Consider the following 23,097-nt stretch of genomic DNA (forward strand, 5'->3'; position numbering starts at 1 on the left):
CCTCCCCTCTCAGCGCTTCGAGACCCAGCGGCTCCGTCGATCGTAGAACCTGAGGGGTTGGTCCGCCGCGCGCGAGATCCCGATCCGCGTCGTGACCCGCACGGCAGCCTCCGGGACGGATTCTCCCCAATGCAGGGAGAGCGGAGGATGGTCGAGCCGATGCCCCTGCATCTCGGGGCCTACTCCGAGCGCCTGGGTGAGGCGGGCCGGGCCATTGGTGAGTTCGGCGCGACCGCGACGGCGGCGCATGACGTCGAGACCCGCGGTCGGCTCGACGGCTCGCAGGAGGACGCCGGCCGGGAAGCCTTCCGGTCCCGTGACCACGTTCAGGAGCCAGTGGATACCGTAGTTCCGGTGGATGTACGCGGTGCCCGGAGGTCCGAACAGCGGCGCGTTGCGCGCGGTGCGGCCGATCCGCTCGGCCGCGTGGCAGGCGTCGTCCTCGGGTCCGGTGTAGGCTTCCGTCTCGACGATCCGGCCGACCGTCCGCCCGTCGGCGCAGTCGGAGCGCACCGTGCAGCCGAGCAGCGCCCGGGCCACCTCGACGGCGGGGCGAGCGAGGAAGTCGGCGTCGATCGGTCCGGACCCGAGGCCCGAACCGGCCGCGTCGTTCAGCTCTCCAGCTCTGCGCGCCGGGCTTCGCGAACCACCTTCGCCCGGCCCTCCGAGAGCACTTCCGTCAAGCGCGCCGGCTCGGAGTCGATGACGTCGAAGACGCGGTCGCCGAAATGGTCGAAGAGCACCTCCGCGGTCCGCTTCCCCACGCCCGCATAGTTGCGGACCATGTGCCCGATGGGCCCTCCGGCCGGTTTCGCGGCCGACCTCGCAGCCGGCTTTGCGGTTCCGCCGGCCGACTTGCCGGCCCCTCCGGTCTTGCGCGCCGCAGGCCTGTCGCGAGTCGGAACGTCCTCGATCTTTGCGTCTTTCTTTGCCTCTCCCCCGGCCGCTTCGTCATCGGCGACCAGGCCGATGCGAGGCGCCCCCCCCTTCTTCGCCGCGCTCGGCGCAGCCGTCCGCCCGCGGGACCCCGACCGGTAACGTCCCAGCGTTCGCCGGGAAGATGTCTTCTCCCGGGCGCTCGGCTGGCTGTCCCGGGTCTCCGGCTCGCGCTTCGGCGCGGACGCCGCGGGCTGCTTCGGCGCCGCTTCCTCGCGATTCGGCCCCGCATCCCGCTTCCGCTGTTCGCGCGCCTTCGGCTGGCGGCGGCGCTCGGCGGAGCTGCCACCTCGCCGATCCGGCCGACCCTGGTCCGCCGGGCCCTGATCCGCCCGACCCTTCGCGGCTGTCTTCGCGCCCCGCGCGCCGGACGGGTCCTTACCGCCTCGTTCGGGTCGAGCCGACTCCGCCTTCCGCTGCTGAGCCGGCCTTTTCCGCTGACCCGGCGCGTCCGCACCGGCCGCCCGGGACGACGGCGCACTCCGAGGCACCGGCTCTTGCCGGGGTGCCGGCTTGCTACGGGGTGCCGGCTCGCTACGGGGCGCTGCCTCGCTGCGGGACGCCGGCTTGCCCGGGGACGCCGCCTCGTGGCGGGGTGCCGGCCCGCGCCGGAGGCGGTCGAGCGTCTTGCGCGCGGCCCTCGCCGCAGCGGACAGGGGAGACCGCCCACCCGCCTCGTCCGGGCTCCCGTCCGGCGCTGGCTCCGCCTTGCGCGCGGGCACGGCCGGGGCGGCCGGGGCGGCCGTCGCGGTCAGATAGTGATTGCCGTCCTCGTGCCGGGACATCCGGACAACGCCCGCGTCGTGCGCCGCCCGCAGGAACAGGCTGAACTTGCTGAAGCCGAAGACGCCCTCATCGAAAGCGGCGTCGTACTGCAGGAGCTTGCGCTTGGCCATGGAATCGCGGACCGGGGCTCCGTCCCGGGAGAGTTCGGCCACCGCGCGCTTCAGCGCCTCGTAAGCACCTTCGACGGCGGCTGCGGAGGAGTCCGTCGTCTTTGCCGAAGGTTTCCCGGCCTTCGCGGGTGCGCGTTCTTCCGGGGCTTTCGGAGCGGACGCGCGGCCGCGGCCACCGCGACGGCCGCGCCGACTGCGGCTCTTCGCCGTCGCGGCCTCCCCCCGGGAGGAAACCGGGTCGCCGCCCGCCGCCGACGCCGCGCCGGACGGCAGGCCGACATCGTACTGGCCGTTTTCCCGCTTCTGCAGCACGATTCGATTGCGTTTGGCCGCTTCGCTCAGAAATCGATTGAATCGGGAGAAACCGGCCGTCTTCTCGTCGAAGCCCGGGTCCATCTCCAGCATCACCTGCTTGAGGCGATCCGACCGCATGACATCGCCGCGCTCCGCCATGCGCGCGACGGCCCTGCTCGTCAACTCCCACGGGTCGTGTTTCTCGGTCTGGAGTTCGTCGGCCGCCGTGAGCCCGGACAGTCGGTTGTAGCTGTAGTACTCGTCGCAGTTCTGGACGAGGATGTCCGAAGTGGACTCCTGGAGCCCCACGCCGATCACGTACTTCCCGTACTCCTTGAGTTTCAGCACGAGGCTCGAAAAGTCGGAGTCCCCGGAGAGGAGGATGAAGGTTCCGATCTCGGGGCGCGTGAACACCAGTTCGAGCGCGTCGATCGCGAGCCGGATGTCGGTCGCGTTCTTCTTCGACGACCCGTAGGCGGGCGCGAAGATGAGGTCGACGGAGGACTCGGAGAGCGGCACGATGTACTGGGGGTAGCGTCGCCAGTCCGCGTACGCTCGCTGGACGGCCACCTTGCCGCGGATGATGTCCGAATCGAGGAAGTTCCGGAGTTCCTGTCCCAGGTTGGACCGGATCCCCATGGTCACGTTGTCGAAGTCGATGAGAAGCGCCGCGGCGTCTGCCATATCGGCGGAGGGGCGCCGGTGAGGCGCCCGCGTATACATGTCGTTCATGTCCCTCTTGTCCGTTCGTTTGCCGCGAACGGTCCGAGGTGGCCCCTCTGCCTCGCCCCCGGTGGCGGGGGGGATGGTGAGAGGGGTCTACGGACAGCCGTTCGCGTTCTCGCCGGTCCGATCGCGGGCCGCTTTGCCCGACGACCGCCGCGGCGATCTGGTCTAGTCGGCCTCGGCGCGTACGATGCGGGCCAGACTCACGCGGCGCGCTTGTGCGCTGGAGGCCTCCGGAAGCTCATCCAGAAAGTGAATGAGATCCGGCACTCTGTGCTCTGCCAGAGATTCGTGGCAGAAATCCCGGATTTCGTCGGCCGTGATCAGGGCCCCTTCGGCGGTGACCACGCAGGCGCAGATGAGTTCACCCAGCACGTCGTTGGGGATCCCGAGAACCACCGCTTCTTCCACCGCGGGGTGGGACCGGAGCTGCGCTTCGATTTCGGCGGGGTGAACGCTGTTACCCCCGCGAAGAATCACGTCGCTCAGGCGGCCGACGATATGCAGGTAACCCTCGGGGTCGACCATCGCAAGGTCGCCGGTCTTGAGGAAGCCGTCTTCCGTCATGGTTTTCCGGGTCCGGCCGGGCTGATGGAAGTACTCCCGCATCACGTTGAAACCGCGCACGGCGAGCTCACCGACGGACTCGATGGGGAGCTCCGCGTCCGCCTCGTCAAGCACCTTGAGTTCGACCCCCTTGAGCGGGCGGCCCACCGTGTGGGCCCGTTTCGCCTCGGGATCCGACGGGGTCGTGATCGAGACCGTGGGGGAGGTCTCGGTGAGGCCGTAGGCGCTTTCGAGATCGGGGATCAGGCGTCGGCGCACGTCGCGCACCAGGTCGGCGCCGACCGGGGCGCCCGCGATGACCCCGGTGCGCAGGGAGTCGGGCCGGACCCCGCCGCGTTCCAGCGCCCGCAGCAGCATCACGAACATGGTCGGGACGCCGTGGACGACCGTGGCCTCGTGCTCCCGCGCGAGTGCGAGCGCGACCGCCGCGTCGAAGGTCTCCTGCAGCACGAGCGTCCCGCCGGTGCCGAGCGTCATGAGCAGGGCGGTGAGCCCGAAGATGTTGGGCAGCGGGACGATGCACAGCGTTCGATCGTCGCCGTCCAACCCCAGCCGCGCCGCCGTGGCGAGGGCGGTCCGCACCAGGTTGTCGTGCGTGAGGACGACCCCCTTCGGAGCCCCCGTCGTCCCGGGCGTGTACAGGATCGCGCACGGATCCCGCTGCGGGTCCACCTCCGTCGGCGCGAATTCCCGGCCGCGGCCGCTCGCGATGAGGTCCTCGAACTGGAAGATCCGGTCGTCGTACCAGAGGTCCTCCTCTCCGACCGTCACCACGTACTGGAGGTCCGGCAGCCGCGTAAGGAGGTTCTCGAAGCGCTGCAGATAGTCCACACCGTCCCAGTTCTCGGCCGAGATCGCGACGGCGGCCTCGGAATTCCGCAGCGTGAAACGCAACTCGCGCGCCGAACAGTTTGGACCGATGGGCACGAGGACGGCGCCCGCCTCCGCGACCGCGAGGGCCGAGATCACGAATTCGGGCCAGTTGGGCAGCTGGACCGCGACGCGGTCGCCGGGTTCGACCCCCAGGCGGTGGAGCCCCACGGCCAGCGCGCGCGCCTGCGCCGCGACACGGGAATAGCTCCACGACCCGTCCCGCGCCCGTATGCAGGGCGCGTGCGGGCTCAACTCCGCGTGTCGGGCGAAGAGGTCGGCGACGCTGAGCGCGGCGGTCGGTGACGGTTCGGCTGGGATCACTTCGTGCCGGTCGGTAAATGGGTCTGCGAGCCCCGGGCGCTTTCCGTTACGGTCGCCGACAATGTCAAACGCCCCGGGCCGGTCGTAAAGCCGTTGCGAGAGGTTCTGCGAGATCTTCCTCGGCGAGAGCGAAGCTGTGTCGTCCATCCGCGTCGGTGGCCACCTCGCCGAGGTGCGATAGGAATACGCAGCGGATCCGAGCCTGACGCGCCTTCTTGTCCTTCGACATCGCATCCCGGATCTCGGTTGGCTCGCGGTCGGTCTCCCAGTCGCCGCCGAGCCCGCACGCCTCCAGCAGCGCGGCGAGCCGTTCGGAGGTTCCCTGCTCCGTAATCCCGAGCAGTTCCCCGAGGCGCGATTCGACGCGCATGCCCGCGGCGACGGCCTCGCCGTGGAGGAGCCTGTAACCCTCGAGAGCTTCCAGCGCGTGGCCGACGGTGTGTCCGAAATTCAGGATCTCGCGGCGGCCGCGCTCCAGCGGATCGTCGCCGACCACCTCCGCCTTGTGCCGCGCGACGCGCTCGATGAGCTCCGCGGATGCGTCCGGGTCGCCGCTCGACAACGCCGAAGACCCGCGCACCATCCAGTCCCATAGTTCCACATCGAGGATCGCCGCCGTCTTCATGGCCTCCGCCAACCCGGCGCTGCGCTGGTGCCGCGGCAGCGTCTCGAGCACGGCGGGATCGATGAGTACGGCCGATGGGTGATGGAAAGCCCCGATCAGATTCTTGCCCGCTTCGGTATCGACCCCCGTCTTCCCTCCCACCGAACTGTCCAGCATGGCCAGAAGCGTCGTGGGAATCTGAATGACGGGGACGCCGCGCATGTACGTGGCCGCGACGAAACCCGCCAGATCGCCCGCCACGCCGCCTCCGAGCGCGACGACGGCGGAATCGCGGCCGAACCGCGCGTGAAGCATGCGATCGCTCAGAGCCGCCCACTGCTCCCGGCTCTTGTTCCACTCGCCCGCGGGGAACGGGAAGAGATCGGCGGCGAGACCGGCATCCTCCAGACCGGAAACGACCCCGGCGCCATAGAGCCGCGCGACCTGGGAATCCGCGATCACGGCATACCGGTGCGCCGGCGCGTGTCGTCGGCAGACCGACGCCGCTTCGGCGAGCAGGCCCGGTTCGATGTGAATCGGGTAGCTCCCGCTTCCGGTAACCTGAACTTCCAGAGTCCTGCGGCTCATGGGCCTCCATCGGAAGCACCGGTCAGGCGCAGATCCGTGACGGCGACACCCTCCGGTTCGATAGCGGCCGCCAACTCGGCGATCGAGCGCCCGAGCGCGGGATGTCGCCAGGCGCCGGCGACCTCCGCCAGCGGCAGGAGAACGAAGGCCCGCTCCGCGAGGGCGGCGTGTGGAATCGTCAGGCGCGGTGTCTCCGAAATCTCGTCCGCGTAGAGAAGGATGTCGAGATCGAGAGGGCGGGAGGAGAATCTCGGCGCGTCCGGGTCGCGTCCCGCGTTCGATTCGAGCTCCTTGAGGGAGACGAGCAGAGCGCCGGGCTCAAGACGGGTCCATCCCACGCAGCAGGCGTTCAGGTAGGCGGGTTGGTCCAGGCCGTACGCGGGCGCGGTCTCATAGACCCTGGAGAACCGGGGTTCGACAAGCACCGCCTTCGCCAGACGCCGCGCGGCGGCGCGCAGATGGTCGATGCGAGAACCCAGATTCGATCCCATCCCGAGGGCAACCTCCCGCAGCGAGACGTCGGTACCGGAGGATGGGACACCGGAGGATGGCCGATCGGACCCCTTCAAGGCGCGCCGGGCGCCGAATCGCTAACGACTCTCCGGGAGGATCGGGACGATGTTGTTCCCCGGATTCGTGTTGCCCGGCTCATCGAGCGCGGTGTCTTCCGTCGAATCGACGGACGGAACCGTGGGCCCGACGGTGAGGTCCAGACACCCGGTCGCCGACACCCCGGCCAAACCGATCAGGATCGCACATGTCGCCAGGAAGTGCGTGGCCCTCAGTCTCGCTCTCAATCTCATGTATGCCTCTGTACTCTTGCTCGGGGGTCGTTCTCCGCGGCCGGAAGCTAGTGGGGCGGACGACCGCCGCACAACGAGGAAACGTCCGAAGTCCGCCTTTTCTGACACGCCGAGTCCGGGATGCGCGGAGGCCACCGGGACGAACCGGTGGCCTCCGCCGCCAGCCCCAAAGACCCCCGCGGGCACCCCCGCACGGATCCTCCGCTAACGGACTACGAGATCGGCGTTTGCCGCCCGGCTCTCAGTCGCGAGACTCCTCTGGATACGCTCCAGGGAGTACGCCGCACGCAGCAGCGCAGCGTCGAGACTGCCCGGCACGATCGCGGGCGGGATGGGATTGCCGGCCGAACTCGCCTCCCCCCCGCCGAAGGTGTAGATGTCCCGCTGCAGCACCTCGAGATCCGCGGCCGGGATCGGCAGTTGCAGGGCACTCCCCGCCGGCATGATGTCGTTACGCCGTCCGTGCCAGAACTCGAGTCCGCCGAACACGTTGAACACGTTCTCGAAGTGCTCGAACCACATCGCGTCGCGCAGGTTCCCGCAACGGCCCTGCACATCGTACCGCTTCCGCGGCGTGCACTCGCCCGCCGCGTTGGTCGGCACCGCGTCCGTCGGGTTCGACGGCGCGGGCGGCAGGCCCGCCTCCATGCGCGTCTTGTTCACGATGTCAGCGGCGGCTCCAAAGTTCCCCATGCGGTAATGGGCTTCCGCGACGTAGGCGTCCATCTCCTGGTGCGTCATGGACTCCATCGCGCCGAACTCGCAGCGGCTGCAGCTCAGCGTGTAGTCGTCGTATCGCGAGTCGCCGTAGTGCGACTGCCGGTACGTTCCGCGCTCCGGCCGGAAGATGATCGTCGCGTTGTACCGGTGCCGCGGGCCGTACGAGGCCGCCGAAGGGCTCACCGGCTCCCCGAGCGTACCGTGCTCGTTGACCGCCGGGAACCGCTTGTCGTCCCCGAACGTCATCTCGCGTGCCGTCCGCTGCTCCGTGGGGAACGTGAGCCAGTCCTGATACTGGCCGCTCTGATCCGCCATGCCGACCCAGTCCATGTGCATCCGGTGCCAGGTCCGGTTCTCCTGCATGAAGATCTTGATGCCGCTCCACCATGGAGTGCCTGAGGAGCGGTCCTCGCCGATGGCCACGAGTTCGCGAATGCCGTTCTCGGCATCCGAAATGACCTTGCCCCAGCTCACGCCCGCAGCCTCCGCATCCGTCCGCGGCAGGTTGGCCGCACAGCGCGCTTTCCAGCTCACCAGGTAGTCGGCGAACTGGTTGTTGTCCCAGGGATTCCCGTTGATCCACGTTTCCGGGAGCGTGAACGAGGACGAGCGGGCGGCAGACTCCGCCGCATCGAGCCGTTGAACGGCGTACTGATAGACGGCGTTATAGTCCACCGTGTCCAGCTCGCCCGTCAGATCCACTGTCTCGTCGACGATGAAGGCCTGATCGTACCAAAGCGAGAGCAGGCAGTTCAGTATGGCCTGACTCGCCATCGCGAACGTTCGTGCGCGCACGTTACGCTCGCCTCCGGGGCCGATCTCCAGTCCCTCGTCGAGGGCCCGGATCCCGTCCGAGGCCGCCGAGATGCCGCCGTAGGCGTCACCCCAGTTCGCCTCGAAGATGTACGACGGACTGTACGAAGCCGAGTTCGGCAGCGGCTCGCGGGGCTCACGGCCGAGGTCGTTCATCCCCATGTTGCCCCACGTCGCCGTGTGGCGACTCGACATGTGGTTGAAGGCGAAGTTCGCGTTGTTCCAGTAGTGCCCGATTTCCCAGACCTTGAGGTAGGAGCTCGCGATGAGCGTCTCCACATCGTCCGGGCCCGCCAGGGCTCGCGCACGGTCCGGCTCGTTCAGGTTGTCGACTGCGAGGTCGCAACCCGTAAAGCCGACCGTCAGCGCCAGCGCAATGGCAGGCAGCGTCAGCTTCCTTTTCATGACCCCTCCATTACTCAAATCCATGTCAATCCGAACCCCCGTTCCTGGAGGGCGTCAGAAGACGAGTTCCGCCGAGAAGGTGAACGTTCGGAAATTCGGGTAACCGAAGCTGTCGTAGCGGTTCAAGGTCGCGCTTCCGACCTCCCCGCCGTCTCGCCCGACTTCGGGATCGTACCCGCGGTATGCGGTGAACGTGAACAGGTTGCGTCCGATCGCATTCAGCGTGACCCGGTCGAACACGTCTCCGAACACGGACGAGGTGAGCGATGCCGGCAGCGTGTAGCCGAGCGACAGCTCACGGACCTTGAGCCAGTCGCCGTCCTCGCGGAACCAGGAGTTGTCCGACCCGACGTTGTAGATGACCGAGGCGTAGCCGGTCGGCTTGTTCAGTTCGAGCGGCTTGCCCGTCTGGTCCACGTCCTCGCCCCGCAGTTCGCGAAGCGCCCACTGCGCCGTGTTGTTGTAGATCGAGTGACCCACCGACGACTCGAGGAGCGCGTTCAGGCTGAGGTTCCGATACCGGAAGTTCGTCGCGAACGAAGCGCTGAAATCCGGCGTCGTGTTCCCGAACGGGAGGAAGTCCGTCAGCCGGCACTTCTCCATATAGTCGCCCGGATTCTTGGAGACGCAGGCCGGCGAGTAGTCCTGCACCATGAAGGGGTGTCCCCACCTGTAAGTGCGGTCGCCGTCCGGAGTGGACACGGTCCCCTGCGTGCCCCACAGCTTCTTCGTGAAGCCTTCCGTGTGGTTGTGCCCGCCGGTGTAGACGAGAAGGCCGTCGTCGTTGACCTGGAAGTTGGCGCTGCAGTCGGAAGCCGACACGCCGACCGGCGCAAGGTCCGCACAGCTCGTGGCCAGGACTTCGCCCCACATCTCGCCCAGCGGACGACCCTCGGAAACGTAGTAGGTCGATACCGTGTAGTCGGGAACGTCCAGACGCGTGATCTCCTGCTGGGTCCGGTCCCAGTTCAGCCGGAACTGCAGGCCCATATCCTGCTCGTCGATCGCCGCGTAGCGCAGCGAGATCTCGTACGTCTGCGCCGCGATCTCGCCCGCGTTCTGCCACTGGTTCGAGAAGCCCACGAACGCCGCCTGCGGAACCTGCAGCAGCTGGTCGTCGGTCGTCTGCCAGGCGTACGTCAGGTCGAGACCGAGGTTCTCGAAGAACACGAAGTTGAGCCCCGCTTCGCGCTCCGTCGTGAACTCCGGCTTCAGCGCCCGGTTCCCGAGGTTGATCGGGAAGATCGCGCCCTGTGCGACGCCGAACGTCTCGTACTGGGCATAGAAGTTCGGGCGGCCGCCCGCCGTACCCAGCGAGAAGCGCAGCTTCAATTCATCGATCGCGTCGATGTTCCAGAAGTCTTCCTGCGTCACCCGCCACGCGACCGAGCCACGGTAGTACGTCTGCCACCGCTCATCGGGCCCGAACAGAGAGGAGCCGTCGCGACGGATCAGGCCGTCGAGGATGTAGCGGCCCTGGTAGTCGACGCTCGCGATCCCGAACAGCCCCTCCGCCTTGATCGAGCGGACCTGGTTTTCGCCGCTGGTCTCACCGATGATCGCGCCGAAGTTCGGCACATCCTGCACCGAAAAGCGGCTGCCGAACACGCCGTTCGACTTGAAGCTCTGGTCTTCGATGAGGTAGCGGGCCTTCGCGCGCACCGTGACGTCGCCGTCCATGAACGTCCGGCTCGCGCCGAGCGTCACGGACGCATTGATCGCCTCATCGGTGAAGTTGAACTCGCGCAGACTGCCGCCGGTGAGTTCGCCCGTGCCGCTGGCGCTTGACGTCCGCTCGTTCTTGGGCCGGATCGTGTAATCGCTGAAGTCCGTCCGGTCGAAGGAGGCGTTCGCCTCAAGCGTCAGCCAGTCGATGGCCGCGGGCGAGAAGTTGAGGTCCACGGAACCCATCGTCCGCGTGCGCTTGTCCCGACTGTCGTTCACCGCGAGCAGGTAGAGCGGGTTCGCCTCGATCGACTGCGGATCCGCGTCGATGTCGGGGTATCCGTCGAACGGCGACACGCCCGTCAGTTCGATCGCGGGCGACATGAAGGTGAGCCGCGAGAAGGCGCCTGTCGTGACCGCCTTGTCGTCCTGGTCGGAGCGCGAGTAGAAGCCGCTCGCCGCGATGTCGAGATCGCCGAAGCGCGTGTCGACGTTCAGGCGTACGTTCTGTCGCTCGAACCCTTCGTCGTTCGGAACGCCGACGTTGAAGGCCGACAGGCCCTGCGCGACGCGATCCGCGTTGAGCGTGGCGAGGTTGTCGATGCACTGCGAGCAGCTCACTACACCCGCCTCGCGGAACTGGTCCACGCTCACCCGGAAGCTCGACTCGCCGAAACGGCCCGTCACCGCGCCGTAGAGGTCCATCGTCTCGCCGGGATCGAAGAACGTGTCCATGTGGTCGAACAGTTCGCCCGGGAACGCCTGGTTCGCGAACGCGGTGGATGTGGTGCCCGGCTCGCCCGGATTGATCTGGTTGTAGAGCAGCGCCGAGCCGAACCCCTGCCGATTGAGGTCGCGGAAGTCGACCTCGTTGCCCTGCGAATCGATGAACTTCGTGCCGGACGCGTTCATGGTGTACGGATGCGAACGCACGAGGCCGATGTCACCGACCAGTTGGCCCAGGCCGTACTCGCCACGCGCGAGGACGTTCAGCGAGTTCGTCTGCAGGTCCGTGCCGCGCTTCGTCGTGATCTCGATCACGCCGTTCTGCGCTCGCGAACCGTACAGCGACGCCGCCGCCGCGCCCTTCACGATCTCCACGTGGTCGATGTCCAGCGCGCCCACGTCCGAAAGCGATGCGCCCTCGGACTGGATCACGCCGTCGATCACGATCAGCGGTGACGTACTCCGTCCGTCCGCGTTGATCGACGTCGGGCCGCGAAGCATGATCGAGGCCGGCTGGCCCGGCTGGCCCGAAGCGGAGATGACGGACACGCCCGCGGCCTTACCCGCCAACAGCGAGGAAGCGTCCGCCGCCGGGACCGGAAGGTCCTGCGCCGACAGCCGCTCCACCGTGAACGGGAGCTTCACCTGTGGCGTCTCGCCCACCACCCCCGTTACGACGATGTCCTGTAGGCGAAGCGCCGTCTGCTCCACGGAGAAGTCCGCCGTCGCCACCTGACCCGACGCCACCGTCACCGTCTGCGACAGCTCCCGGTAGCCGATCAGGCGGACCGTCACGGTCTGCTCGCCCGCCGGTACGCCGTCCAACCGGTACGTGCCCTCCAGACCTGTCAGCCCACCGATCACCGTTCCCGCAACGAACACCTGCGCGCCGGCCACCGGGGCCAGCGACTCCGCGTCGGTCACCGTCCCCGAGATCGCTCCCTGAGCGAGCAGCGGGGCCGCGCCGATAAAGAGCCAGGCGCTCACTGCCGTGGCGGCCAGCGCGCTCGCGCGCTTCCGCCGTCCTGACAACCTGAACAACATGGATCACTCTCCTTGTAGCAGTGAGATCCGTTGGTGCTTCGTATACGACCGTCCTTTATCTGAAGTCAGACCGGGAGGCACCCGGTGGCGCCCCCCGGACGTTTCTCCTCAACTTTCAACGCACGACCAGATCCTCGCTGGCGCGCGCGGCCTTCTGGTGCCGCTGGAGGCGATGCAGCGTGAAGGCCGCCCTCTCCAGCGCCGAGTCGAGGCTGCCCGGTACGATCGACGGCGGCGTCGGATTGCCGGCCGCACCGCCCGCGCTCCCGCCGAAGGTGTAGATGTCCCGCTGCAGGACCTCGAGGTCCGCGGCCGGCATCGGCAGTTGCAGCGCCGTGCCCGCGGGCAGGATGTCGTTGCGTCGCCCGTGCCAGAACTCGAGCCCGCCGAACACGTTGAACACGTTCTCGAAGTGCTCGAACCAGATGGCGTCCCGCAGGTTGCCGCAGCGCCCCTGCACGTCGTATCGCTTCCGGGGCGTGCACTCGCCCGCACCATTGGACGGGACGGCGTCCGTCGGATTCGACGGTGCGGGAGGCAATCCGGCCTGCATCCGCGTCACATTGATGATGTCCGCGGCCCCGCCGAAGTCGCCCATCCGGTACAGGCCTTCCGCGACGTAATGCTCCATCTCCTGGCCCGTCATCTCCTCCATGTCCCCGGACTCGCAGAAGTTGCAGCTCAGGGTGTAGTGGTCGTACCGCGCATCTCCGTAGTGCGACTGCCGGTACGTCCCGCGCGAGGCGATGAAGATGATGTTCGCGTTGTAGCGGTGGACGGGACCCGTGGACGCGGCCGTGGGACTCACGCTCTCGCCCAGCGTCCCGTTCTCGTTCACCGCGGGGTAACGCCGGTCATCCCCGAAGTCCATCTTGCGCGCCGTCCGCTTCGAGGTCTCGAAGGAGAGCCAGTCCTGGTACTGCCCGCTCTGGTCCGCCATGCCGGCCCAATCCATGTGCATCCGGTGCCAGGTACCGTTCTGCTGCGCCTTGGCCTTCATGTCGTCATACCAGGCCGTGTCGGACGAACGGTCCTCGCCTACGACGACGACATCCTGGATGCCGGCCCGCGCGTCGGAGATGATCTGGCTCCAGTTCGCCCCCGCCGCCTCGGCATCCGTCCGCGGCATGTTCGCCGCGCAGCGCGCCTTCCACCCCACCAGATAATCGGCGAACTGGTTGTTGTCCCAGGCGTTCCCGTTGATCCAGGTGTCCGGCAGCGAGAACGACGTCGCCCGCACGGCGGACTCGGCCTCGTTCAGCTTGCCCATCGCATAGCTGAACATGCTGTTGTAGTCGACGGTCTCGAGTTCGCCGGTGAGATCCGTCGCCTCGTCGACGATGAAGGCCTGATCGTACCACAGCGAGAGCAGGCAACTCAGCATCGCCTGACTGGAAAGGGCGAAGGCACGGGCCCGGGCGTTTCGCTCGCCCCCCGGCCCGATCTCCAAGCCCTCGTCGATGGCACGGATCCCGTCCGACGCCGCCGCGATCCCTCCGTAGGCGTCGTTCCAGTGCTCCGAGAACACGTACGACCAGCGATAGGAGGTCGAGTTCGGCATCGGCTCCCGGGGCTCCCGGCCGAGATCGTTCTGGCCGTTGTTGCCCCACGTCGCCGTGTGCCGGCTCGACATGTGGTTGAACGCGAAGTTCGCGTTGTTCCAGTAGTGGCCCATCGCCCACACCTGCTGGTAGGAACTGGCGATGAGCGATTCGACGTCATCCGGGCTGGCCAGAGCGCGGGCCCGGTCCGGCTCGTTCGGATTGTTGACCTGAAGGTCGCAACCCGAAAAGCCGACTCCCAGAGCCAGCGTGACGGCCGGCAGTGTCAGCTTCTTTTTCATGACCCCTCCGTTAACTCGATCAATTCCCGTCCGACCTCCGTTTCGCGGAGGGAGCGTCAGAAGACCAGTTCCGCCGAGAACGTGAACGAGCGGAAGTTCGGATAGCCGAAGCTGTCGTACCTCTGCAAGCCCGCGTTCGTGAGTTCGCCGCCGCTCCGGCCGACTTCGGGATCGTATCCGCGATAGTCCGTGATCGTCAGCAGGTTACGGCCGATGGCGTTGAGTGTGACCCGGTCGAACATCTCGCCGAAGAGGCTCTGCCGCATCCCGTCCGGCAGCGTGTACCCGATCGACAATTCGCGAATCTTGATCCAGTCGCCGTCCTCGCGGAACCAGTCGTTGTCGTTGTTCGAGAGGTAAACCCCCGCCACGTAACCGATGGACTTGTTGAACTCGAGGGGTTTCCCGGTCTGGTCCACGTCCTCGCCCCGGTCATCCCGGAGCGCCCACTGCGCCGTGTTGTTGTAGATGGAGTGACCCATCGACGACTCGACGAGGGCGTTCACGGCGAGGCTCTTGTAACGGAAGTTGGACCCGAACGACACGTTGAAGTCCGGCGTCGTGTTCCCGAACGGAAGCACATCCGTGAGCTGGCACTTCTCCATGTAGTTGCCCGGGTTCTTCGCCACGCACGCCGGCGAGTAGTCCAGAACCTTGATCGGGATGCCCCACAGATACGTGTTCTCGCCACCATCGGTCGTGGGCACCGTCCCATCCGTGCCCCAGAGCCTCTTGCTGAACCCCTCGGTGTAATCGGCTCCGCCCGTCCACACGAGGATGCCGTCGTCGTTCACCTGGAAGTTCGCGTTGCAGTCGGACGCCGCGATGCCGACGGGTTCGAGGTCCGCGCAGGTCGTCGCGAGCACGTGTCCCCACATCTCGCCCAGCGGACGACCCTCCGAGACGAAGAACGTCCCCTGGCGGTACGCGGGAACATCCAGTCGCGTGATCTCCTGGCGCGTCCGATCCCAGTTCAGCCGGAACTGCAGGCCCATCTCCTCCGTGTCGATCGGCGCGTAGCGCATGGAGATCTCATACGTCTTCGCCGAGATCTCGCCCGCGTTCTGCCACTGGCTCGAGAAACCCACGAACGCCGGCTGCGGGACGCGCAGCAACTGATCGTCCGTCGTCTGCCACGCGTACGTCAGATCGAGACCGAGGTTGTCGAAGAAGACGAAGTTGAGCCCCGCCTCGCGCTCCGTCGTGAACTCCGGCTTGAGCGCCGTGTTCCCGAGGTTGACGGGGAAGATCGCGCCGCCCGCAATGCCGAAGGTCTCGTACTGCGCCTGGAAGTTCGGCCGCCCGCCCGCCGTACCAAGCGAGAAGCGCAGCTTCAGTTCATCGATCGCGTCGATGTTCCAGAAGTCCTCCTGCGTCACGCGCCATGCAAACGAACCGCGGTAATAGGTCTGCCACCGCTCGTCCGGCCCGAAGAGGGACGAACCGTCGCGCCGGATCAGACCGTCGAGGATGTAGCGGCCCTTGTAGTCCGCGCTCGCGATACCGAAGAGCCCTTCCGCCTTGATCGCACGGGTCGAGTTGCTGCCCGTCGTGGATCCGGTGATGGCGCCGAAGTTCGGGACATCCTGCACCGAAAACTGAGTTCCGAAAACGCCGTTCGACTCGAAGCGCTGGTCCTCGATCAGATAGCGGGCCTTGCCGCGCACCGTGAGGTCGCCGTCCATGAACGTCTCGCTCGCACCAAGCGTCACCGATGCGTTGATCGCCTCGTCCTCGAAGTTGCCTTCGCGCAGGCTGCCGCCGGTTGGGCCCTCACGAGTCTTCTCGTTCTTCGGATAAAGTTCGTAATCGTAGAAGTCCGTCCGGTCGAAGGACGCATTCGCTTCGAGGGTCAGCCAGTCGAGACCCGAAGGAGTGTAGTTGAGGTCGACCGAGCCCATGGTCCGCGTCCGCTTGTCCCGACTGTCGACGATCGCCAGGAGGTAGAGCGGGTTGTTGGAGATCGACTGCGAATCCGCATCGATCAGCGGATATCCGTCCACCGGGTCGATCTGTGCCAGGTCGACGGCCGGCGAGGCGAAAGTCAGCTGGCTGAATGCGCCGTTCTCGAGCGCCTTGTCGTCCTGGTTGGCGCGCGAATAAAACCCGCTCGCCGCAATGTCCAGGTCCCCTAAGCGCGTGTCCACGTTCAGACGCACGTTCTGTCGCTCGTATCCGTCGTCGTCCGGCAGCCCTACCTCGAAGGCCGTCAAGCCTTGGGCGACCCGGTCCGCGTTCAAAGTGGAGAGGTTGTCGATGCACGGCGTGCACCGCACGATGCCGCCCTCCCTGAACTGGTCCACGCTCACCCGGAAGCTCGACTCGCCGAAACGGCCCGTCACCGCGCCGTAGACATCGAACGTTTCACCGGGATCGAAGAACGTGCTCATGTGATCGAACAGCTCGTGGGGGAACGCTTGGTTGGCGAACGACGTGAAAGAGTCGCCCGGTTCGCCGGGGTTGATCTGGTTCGCGAGGACCGGAGCACCGAATCCGCCGCGGCTCAGGTCGGTGAAGGTGACCTCGTTCCCGTCGGTGTCGATGAACAGCGTTCCCGCCGCGTTCATCTGGTAGGGGTGGGACCGCGTCAGGCCCACATCCCCCACCAGCTGGGCGATGCCGTATTCGCCACGGGCCAGGATGTTGAGCGAGTTCGTCTGCAGGCCCGTGCCGCGCTTCGTCGAAATCTCGATCACGCCGTTCTGCGCTCGCGAACCGTACAGCGACGCCGCCGCCGCACCCTTCACGATCTCCACGTGGTCGATGTCCAGCGATCCGATGTCGGAGAGCGAGGCCGACTCCGATTGGATCACCCCGTCGATCACGATCAACGGCGATAGCGATCGACCGGATGAGTTGATGGAGGTTGGACCGCGGAGCATGATGGATGCCTCTGCTCCGGGCTGGCCCGAGCCGGAAACGACGGAGACGCCCGCGGCCTTCGCTGTCAGCAGCGAAGAGACATCCGCCGCCGGGACAGGGAAGTTCTGCGCCGACAGCCGCTCCACCGTGAACGGGAGCTTCACCTGTGGCGTCTCGCCCACCACCCCCGTTACGACGATGTCCTGTAGGCGAAGCGCCGTCTGCTCCACGGAGAAGTCCGCCGTCGCCACCTGACCCGACGCCACCGTCACCGTCTGCGACAGCTCCCGGTAGCCGATCAGGCGGACCGTCACGGTCTGCTCGCCCGCCGGTACGCCGTCCAACCGGTACGTGCCCTCCAGACCTGTCAGCCCACCGATCACCGTTCCCGCAACGAACACCTGCGCGCCGGCCACCGGGGCCAGCGACTCCGCGTCGGTCACCGTCCCCGAGATCGCTCCCTGAGCGAGCAGCGGGGCCGCGCCGATAAAGAGCCAAGCGCTCACTGCCGTGGCGGCCAGCGCGCTCGCGCGCCTCCGCCGTCCTGACGACTTGTGCAACATGGACTGCCCTTTCTCTAGCGTCATAGCCTCGGCGACCCGAACCCCTTCCCCACCCCACAAATGGAAATGATCGGGGGGCGCAGGACCGCGACCCCCGATCATCGTTTCGTAAGCGTTCGCCTCGTCGTTAAGCGCACGCCTCCCGGAACCGTCACTGACGGCGCCGGGAGGCGTCCACTCTCCCTGGAAGGGCTGCCTAATCAAACAACCGCCTTCCTGGTTCAAAACCTTGGGGTAGAACCCATCCCCTGCCCGGGCCTTGCCGGGCCTACTGCCTGCTACCGAACGACGAGATCCCGCGCCCGACGTTCCGCAGCCTGTTGCTCACGAATGCGCTCAAGCGCAAAGGTCACCCGCTCCAGTGCAGCGTCGAGGCTGCCGGGAACGACGCTCGGAGTAGGATCGCCGGCCGAACTCGCCTCTCCACCACCGAACGTGTAGATGTCGCGCTGAAGCACTTCGAGGTCGGCGGCCGGCAGCGGCAGTTGCAGAGCCGTACCCGCCGGCAGGATGTCGTTGCGACGCCCATGCCAGAACTCGAGTCCGCCGAACACGTTGAACACGTTCTCGAAGTGCTCGAACCACATCGCGTCCCGCAGGTTGCCGCAACGCCCCTGCACGTCGTACCGCTTCCGCGGCGTGCACTCGCCGGTACCGTTGGACGGGACGGCATCCGTCGGATTCGACGGAGCCGGAGGCAGCCCGGCTTCCATCCGCGTTTTGTTCACGATCTCCGCAGCGCCCGCAAAATTGCCCATGCGGTAGTGACCCTCGGCGACGTAGTGATCCATCTCCTGCGACGTCATGTGCTCCATGTCGCCGAAGAAGCAGAAGCTGCAGCTGAGCGTGTAGGCGTCGTACCGTATGTCGCCGTAGTGCGACTGGCGGTACGTACCGCGCTCCGGCCGGAAGATGATCGTCGAGTTGTACTTCGACCGCGGACCGTCGGAGGCAATCGATGGACTCACGACCTCAGACTTCGCGCCGTTCTCATTAGCCGGAAAACGCATGTCGTCTCCGAACGACATTTTGCGCGCGGTGCGCTGCTGCGTCGGGATCGAAAGCCAGTCCTGGTACTCGCCGGTCTGGTCGGCCATGCCCACCCAGTCCATGTGCATCCGGTGCCAGGTGTTGTTCTCCTGCATGAGCGATTTGAGGCCGTCGAACCACGGGCTGTCGGACGACGAGTCCTCACCCGTGATCACGACGTCCCGGATGCCGTTCTGGGCGTCGGAGATGATCTGGCCCCAGTTGGCGCCCGCAGCCTCGGCGTCGGTTCGCGGCATGTTCGCCGCACAGCGCGCCTTCCAACTCACGAGGTAGTCCGCCCACTGGTTGTTGTCCCACGCATTTCCGTTGACCCACGCGTCGTCGAGCGTGAACGAACTCGCCCGAGCCTGCGACTCCGCGGCGTCCAGCTTGCCCATCGCGTAGCTGAACATGCCGCTGTAATCGACCGTTTCGAGTTCGCCGCTGAGGTCGGTCGTCTCATCGACGATGAAGGCCTGGTCGTACCACAGCGCGAGCAGGCACGAGAGGATCGCCTGGTTGCCCGCCGCGAGGGCGAGGGCGCGAGCGTTCCGCTCACCACCCGGCCCGATCTCGAGGCCGGCCTCGATGGCCCGGATCCCGTCCGATGCTCCAGAGATTCCGCCGTACGCGTCACCCCAGTTGGCCTCGAAAACGTAGGCCCAGCGATACGAAGGCGAGTTGGGCAGGGACTCGCGGGGCTCACGGCCGAGGTCGTTCATCCCCATGTTGCCCCACGTCGCCGTGTGGCGACTCGCCATGTGGCCGAACGCGAAGTTCGAGTTGTTCCAGTAGTGTCCGATTTCCCAGACCTTGAGGAAGGAGCTCGCGATGAGCGTCTCCACATCGTCCGGGCCGGCGAGGGCTCGCGCCCGGTCCGGCTCGTTCAGGTTGTCGACCTGAAGGTCGCAGCCCGAAAAGCCGACCGTCAGCGCCAGCGCAAAGGCCGGTAGCGTCAGCTTCGTTTTCATGATCTCTCCGTTGTTCAATCGGGTGTCTTCGGACCCCGTGTCGCGACGAGGCCGGGCCGCCCTCCGAAGAGGGCGACCCGCCACTGCCACGGGCAGGGAATCAGAATACCAGCTCAGCCGAGAAGGTGAACGACCGGAAGTTCGGATATCCGAAACTGTCCACCCGGTTGAGCGCGGCACTACCGAGCTGGCCACCGCCCCCACCGACCTCGGGATCGTAGCCGCGGTAGTCCGTGATCGTGAATAGATTGCGACCGATCACGTTGAGCGTAACCCGGTCGAAGACGCCGCTGAACAGGCTTTCGACCATGTTCTGGGGCAGCGTATACCCGAGCGAAAACTCACGCAGCTTGACCCAACTGCCGTCCTCGCGGAACCAGGAGTTGTCGGCGTTGACCGAGTAGACCGCGGAGGCGTAGCCCACGGGCTTGTTGTGCTCCAGCGGCTTGCCCGTCTGGTCCGTGTCCTCGCCCCGCAGCTCGCGAAGCGCCCACTGCGCCGTGCCGTTGTAAATCGACTGGCCCTGCGAAGTCTCCACGAGCGCGTTCACGCTGAGACCGTGATACCGGAAGTTGGTCGCGAAGGACGCGTTGAAGTCCGGCGTCGTGTTCCCGAACGGCAGGAACTCGGTCAGCGTGCACTTCTCCTCGTAGTCGCCGGGATTCTTGGAGACGCACGCCGGCGAGTAATCCTGAACCTTGATCGGGAGGCCCCAGTGGTACGAGTTGGAGCCGTCCGCCGTGGCGACCTCGACCTGGGTTCCCCACAGCTTCTTGCTGAAGCCTTCCGTGAAGGCCGCGCCGCCCGTCGGGACGAGGAGGCCGTCATCGTTGACCTGGAAGTTGGCGCCGCAATCGGAGGCCGACACGCCGATCGGCTCCAGGTCCGCACAACTGGTGGCCCACACTTCGCCCCACAGCTCGCCCAGCGGACGACCCTCGGAGACGTAGAAGTTCCCGAACGTGTAGTCGGGCACGTCCAATCGCGTGATCTCCTGCTGGGTCCGGTCCCAGTTCAGCCGGAACTGGAGGCCCATGTCCTGCTCGTCAATCACGGCGTAGCGCATTGAGATCTCATACGTCGATGCCGCGATCTCGCCCGCATTCTGCCACTGGTTCGAGAAGCCCACGAACGCCGGCTGCGGAACCTGCAGGAGCTGCTGGTCCGTCGTCTGCCACGCATACGTCAGGTCGAGACCGAGGTTCTCGAAGAACACGAAGTTCAATCCCGCCTCTTTCTCGGACGTGAACTCCGGCTTCAACGCGCGGTTCCCGAGGTTGATCGGGAAAATCGCGCCCGCCGAGACGCCGAACGTCTCGTACTGGGCTTCGAAGTTCGGCCGACCGCCCGCCGTCCCCAGCGAGAAGCGCAGTTTCAGCTCATCGATCGCATCGATGTTCCAGAAGTCCTCCTGAGAGACCCGCCACGCGACCGAGCCGCGGTAGTAGGTCTGCCACCGCTCATCGGGTCCGAACAGCGAGGAACCGTCACGCCGAATGAGGCCGTCGACGATGTAGCGGCCTCGGTAGTCGGCGCTCGCGATACCGAACAGCCCCTCCGCCTTGATAGCGCGGACTTCGTTTTCGCCGCTGGTCTCGCCGATGATCGCGCCGAAGTTCGGCACGTCCTGCACCGAAAAGCGGCTGCCGAACACGCCGTTGGACGCAAAGCTCTGGTCTTCGATCAGGTAGCGGGCCTTCCCGCGAACGGTCAGATCGCCGTCCATGAACGTTCGGCTCGCGCCGAGCGTCACGGAGGCGTTGACCGCCTCGTTCACCTGGTTGCGCTCCTCTAAGCTGCCGCCGGTGAAGTCGCCGACGCCGCCGCCACCCAGGCTACGCTCGTTCTTGGGCCGAATCGTGTAATCGCTCCAGTCCGTCCGGTCAAAGGATGCGTTCGCCTCGAGCGTCAGCCAGTCGATGGCCGCGGGCGAGAAGTTGAGGTCCACGGAACCCATCGTCCGCGTCCGCTCGTCCCGGCTGTCGTTCGTGGCCAGCAGGTAGAGCGGGTTCTCCTCGATCGACTGCGGGTCCGCGCCGATCTCGGGATATCCGTCCGTCGGATCGATCCGCGTGAGGTCGATCGCGGGCGACATGAAGGTCAGCCGGGAAAAGGCGCCGGTCGACACCGCCTTGTCGTCCTGGTCGGAGCGCGAGTAGAAGCCGCTCGCCGCAATGTCAAGATCGCCGAAGCGCGTGTCGACGTTCAGGCGCACGTTCTGCCGCTCGTAGCCTTCGTCGTTCGGGAGTCCGACGTCGTAGGCCGACAGGCCCTGTGCGACGCGGTCCGCGTTCAGCGTGGCGAGGTTGTCGATGCAGACGGAGCAACTCACGACACCGGCCTCGCGGAACTGGTTCACGCTCACCCGGAAGCTCGACTCGCCGAAACGGCCCGTCACGGCGCCGTAGATGTCCATCGTCTCGCCGGGATCGAAGAACGTGTCCATGTGGTCGAACAGCTCGTCCGGGAACGCCTGGTTCGCGAACGCGGTCTGCGGCGTTGCCGCGTCGCCCGGATTGATCTGGTTGTAAAGCCGGGCGGAACCGAAACCGGGGCGGTTCAGGTCGCGGAAGTCGACCTCGCTGCCCTCGCTGTCGATAAACTTCGTGCCGGACGCGTTCATCTCGTACGGGTGCGAACGCACGAGGCCGACGTCGCCGACGAGCTGGCCGAAGCCGTACTCGCCGCGGGCCGTGATGTTCAGCGAGTTCGTCTGCAGGCCCGTGCCGCGCTTCGTCGTGATCTCGATGACCCCGTTCTGCGCCCGCGAACCGTACAGCGATGCCGCCGCCGCGCCCTTCACGATCTCCACGTGGTCGATGTCCAGCGCGCCCACGTCGGAAAGCGACGCGCCGTCGGCCTGGATCACGCCGTCGATTACGATCAGCGGCGACTGGCTCCGGCCGGTGGCGTTGATCGACGTCGGGCCGCGCAGCGTGATGGACGCCTCCGCTCCGGGCTGGCCGGAACCGGAAATTACGGACACGCCGGCCGCCTTCCCCGCCAGCAGCGAAGAGGCGTCCGCGGCCGGGACCGGAAGGTCCTGCGCCGACAGCCGCTCCACCGTGAACGGGAGTTTCACCTGAGGCGTCTCGCCCACCACCCCCGTTACAACGATGTCCTGTAGGCGAAGCGCCGTCTGCTCCACGGAGAAGTCCGCCGTCGCCACCTGACCCGACGCCACCGTCACCGTCTGCGACAGCTCCCGGTAGCCGATCAGGCGGACCGTCACGGTCTGCTCGCCCGCCGGTACGCCGTCCAACCGGTACGTGCCCTCCAGACCTGTCAGCCCACCGATCACCGTTCCCGCAACGAACACCTGCGCGCCGGCCACCGGGGCCAGCGACTCCGCGTCGGTCACCGTCCCCGAGATCGCTCCCTGAGCGAGCAGCGGGGCCGCGCCGATAAAGAGCCAGGCGCTCACTGCTGTAGCGGTCAGCGCGCTCGCGCGCCGCCGCCGCCCTGACAAGTGAAACAACATGGATCTCCCTCCTGTGGCAGTGGGATCCTCTACGACCCGAACCTGTTCGAGGGCCGAGCCCCCGCCCGACGCGGCCGGGTCATTTCACCGCGTCGAGACCAACCAAAAGAGCCTTCCGATCGTCGCTACCTGCGCGTCGTGTCGTGTCACTACTCCTTTACAACGATTGGCGGAACCGTTTTGCGACGTACCGGACGCCGCAACGTCGGATGCGCGGCCGCGGCGGACCGAAACCACGCTCTCCGCCACGCTCCGAAGCTCGACGATTCCACACGTGGGCGTGCGGCAGTCTGACGCACACCCGCAACTTCCCCGACGAACGGGACCGGTCAACATGAGAACCAACTTCGGCCCGTGCAAGACCCTT

General features: G+C 66.6%; 12 protein-coding genes. All 12 read right to left on the bottom strand.

Annotation, left to right across the window (positions count from 1 at the left end; genetic code table 11):
* Positions 1-9: 9 nt before the first annotated feature.
* The gene (locus tag RN729_RS04420) at positions 10-615 is read right to left on the bottom strand and encodes a DNA-3-methyladenine glycosylase (RefSeq protein WP_310782598.1); all 606 of its coding nucleotides are present in this window, start codon (positions 613-615) and stop codon (positions 10-12) included.
* A complete protein-coding gene (locus tag RN729_RS04425) occupies positions 612-2,858 on the bottom strand; it encodes an NYN domain-containing protein (RefSeq protein ID WP_310782469.1) in 2,247 nt (748 codons plus the stop codon). Before RN729_RS04425 ends, RN729_RS04420 begins: the two co-directional genes overlap by 4 nt.
* Before the next feature lie 162 nt (positions 2,859-3,020).
* On the bottom strand, positions 3,021-4,613 hold the full coding sequence (locus RN729_RS04430) for a class I adenylate-forming enzyme family protein (protein WP_310782470.1): 1,593 nt from the start codon (positions 4,611-4,613) through the stop codon (positions 3,021-3,023).
* Between the two features lie 64 nt (positions 4,614-4,677).
* The gene (aroB, locus tag RN729_RS04435) at positions 4,678-5,805 is read right to left on the bottom strand and encodes a 3-dehydroquinate synthase (RefSeq protein WP_310782471.1); all 1,128 of its coding nucleotides are present in this window, start codon (positions 5,803-5,805) and stop codon (positions 4,678-4,680) included.
* Positions 5,802-6,296, bottom strand: coding sequence for a 2-amino-4-hydroxy-6-hydroxymethyldihydropteridine diphosphokinase (folK, locus tag RN729_RS04440; protein WP_310782472.1), 495 nt, complete (start codon positions 6,294-6,296; stop codon positions 5,802-5,804). The genes aroB and folK overlap by 4 nt, the downstream gene beginning before the upstream one ends.
* Before the next feature lie 99 nt (positions 6,297-6,395).
* A complete protein-coding gene (locus tag RN729_RS04445; RefSeq protein WP_310782473.1) occupies positions 6,396-6,608 on the bottom strand; it encodes a hypothetical protein in 213 nt (70 codons plus the stop codon).
* A gap of 204 nt (positions 6,609-6,812) precedes the next feature.
* A complete protein-coding gene (locus RN729_RS04450) occupies positions 6,813-8,546 on the bottom strand; it encodes a hypothetical protein (protein WP_310782474.1) in 1,734 nt (577 codons plus the stop codon).
* Positions 8,547-8,600: 54 nt separating this feature from the next.
* On the bottom strand, positions 8,601-11,981 hold the full coding sequence (locus RN729_RS04455) for a SusC/RagA family TonB-linked outer membrane protein (protein ID WP_310782475.1): 3,381 nt from the start codon (positions 11,979-11,981) through the stop codon (positions 8,601-8,603).
* A 115-nt stretch (positions 11,982-12,096) separates the two neighbouring features.
* Positions 12,097-13,824 (bottom strand): hypothetical protein, encoded by a 1,728-nt coding sequence (locus RN729_RS04460; protein WP_310782476.1) that lies wholly within the window; start codon positions 13,822-13,824, stop codon positions 12,097-12,099.
* A 56-nt stretch (positions 13,825-13,880) separates the two neighbouring features.
* Positions 13,881-17,192: a SusC/RagA family TonB-linked outer membrane protein gene (locus RN729_RS04465; RefSeq protein ID WP_310782477.1), complete on the bottom strand. Its 3,312-nt coding sequence runs from the start codon at positions 17,190-17,192 to the stop codon at positions 13,881-13,883.
* Positions 17,193-17,527: 335 nt separating this feature from the next.
* The gene (locus tag RN729_RS04470; protein ID WP_310782478.1) at positions 17,528-19,249 is read right to left on the bottom strand and encodes a hypothetical protein; all 1,722 of its coding nucleotides are present in this window, start codon (positions 19,247-19,249) and stop codon (positions 17,528-17,530) included.
* Positions 19,250-19,349: 100 nt separating this feature from the next.
* Positions 19,350-22,727, bottom strand: coding sequence for a SusC/RagA family TonB-linked outer membrane protein (locus RN729_RS04475; RefSeq protein ID WP_310782479.1), 3,378 nt, complete (start codon positions 22,725-22,727; stop codon positions 19,350-19,352).
* Positions 22,728-23,097 lie beyond the last annotated feature (370 nt).

The sequence above is a fragment of the Candidatus Palauibacter polyketidifaciens genome, assembly GCF_947581785.1.
GTDB classification, from domain to species: Bacteria; Gemmatimonadota; Gemmatimonadetes; order Palauibacterales; family Palauibacteraceae; genus Palauibacter; species Palauibacter polyketidifaciens.